Raw genomic sequence first — 1,825 nt, forward strand, 5'->3', positions numbered from 1 at the left:
GCCTACACCCTTACCCCGGGACAACCACCGCCCGGGCTGGACTACCTTCCTGCGTCACCCCATCACTCACCTACTACCACCTTGGGTCGGCGGCTCCACCACTTCCCTTTGCCCGAAGGCTCCAGGACGGCTTCACGGCCTTAGCATTAATGGGCTCGATGTTTGACGCTTCACAGCGGGTACCGGAATATCAACCGGTTATCCATCGACTACGCCTGTCGGCCTCGCCTTAGGTCCCGACTTACCCTGGGCAGATCAGCTTGACCCAGGAACCCTTAGTCAATCGGCGCACACGTTTCTCACGTATGTATCGCTACTCATGCCTGCATTCTCACTCGTGAACCGTCCACCACTAGCTTCCGCTGCAGCTTCACCCGGCACACGACGCTCCCCTACCCATCCCAGCAGGCGTTGGCCCTATTGCTGGAATGACACGACTTCGGCGGTACGCTTGAGCCCCGCTACATTGTCGGCGCGGAATCACTAGACCAGTGAGCTATTACGCACTCTTTCAAGGGTGGCTGCTTCTAAGCCAACCTCCTGGTTGTCTCTGCGACTCCACATCCTTTCCCACTTAGCGTACGCTTAGGGGCCTTAGTCGATGCTCTGGGCTGTTTCCCTCTCGACCATGGAGCTTATCCCCCACAGTCTCACTGCCGTGCTCTCACTTACCGGCATTCGGAGTTTGGCTAAGGTCAGTAACCCGGTAGGGCCCATCGCCTATCCAGTGCTCTACCTCCGGCAAGAAACACACGACGCTGCACCTAAATGCATTTCGGGGAGAACCAGCTATCACGGAGTTTGATTGGCCTTTCACCCCTAACCACAGGTCATCCCCCAGGTTTTCAACCCTGGTGGGTTCGGTCCTCCACGAAGTCTTACCTCCGCTTCAACCTGCCCATGGCTAGATCACTCCGCTTCGGGTCTTGAGCGCGCTACTAAATCGCCCTATTCGGACTCGCTTTCGCTACGGCTTCCCCACACGGGTTAACCTCGCAACACACCGCAAACTCGCAGGCTCATTCTTCAAAAGGCACGCAGTCACGACTGCATGTGCAAGCACATACAGCGACGCTCCCACGGCTTGTAGGCACACGGTTTCAGGTACTATTTCACTCCGCTCCCGCGGTACTTTTCACCATTCCCTCACGGTACTATCCGCTATCGGTCACCAGGGAATATTTAGGCTTAACGGGTGGTCCCGCCAGATTCACACGGGATTTCTCGGGCCCCGTGCTACTTGGGTGTCTCTCAAACGAGCCGCTGATGTTTCGACTACGGGGGTCTTACCCTCTACGCCGGACCTTTCGCATGTCCTTCGTCTACATCAACGGTTTCTGACTCGTCTCACAGCCGGCAGACTGTGAAAGAGAGATCCCACAACCCCGTATACGCAACCCCTGCCGGGTCTCACACGCATACGGTTTGGCCTCATCCGGTTTCGCTCGCCACTACTCCCGGAATCACGGTTGTTTTCTCTTCCTGCGGGTACTGAGATGTTTCACTTCCCCGCGTTCCCTCCACACTGCCTATGTGTTCAGCAGCGGGTGACAGCCCATGACGACTGCCGGGTTTCCCCATTCGGAAACCCCCGGATCAAAGCCTGGTTGACGACTCCCCGGGGACTATCGTGGCCTCCCACGTCCTTCATCGGTTCCTGGTGCCAAGGCATCCACCGTGCGCCCTTAAAAACTTGGCCACAGATGCTCGCGTCCACTGTGCAGTTCTCAAACAACGACCAACCACCCATCACCCCGGACCAACAGATCCGAGTGCACTGGGGCCGGCACTGAAGGCAGCCGTTACCGGCCGCACCTTCAGATTA

The 1,825-nt window shown here is 57.5% G+C and carries 1 rRNA gene (cut by a window edge); it reads right to left on the bottom strand.

Going from position 1 to position 1,825, the window contains the following annotated elements:
- Window positions 1-1,699, bottom strand: a 23S ribosomal RNA gene (locus ACZ592_RS40275) (it extends 1,490 nt beyond the left edge of the window).
- Window positions 1,700-1,825: the final 126 nt, after the last annotated feature.

The organism is Streptomyces sp. NPDC040622 (genome assembly GCF_055593965.1).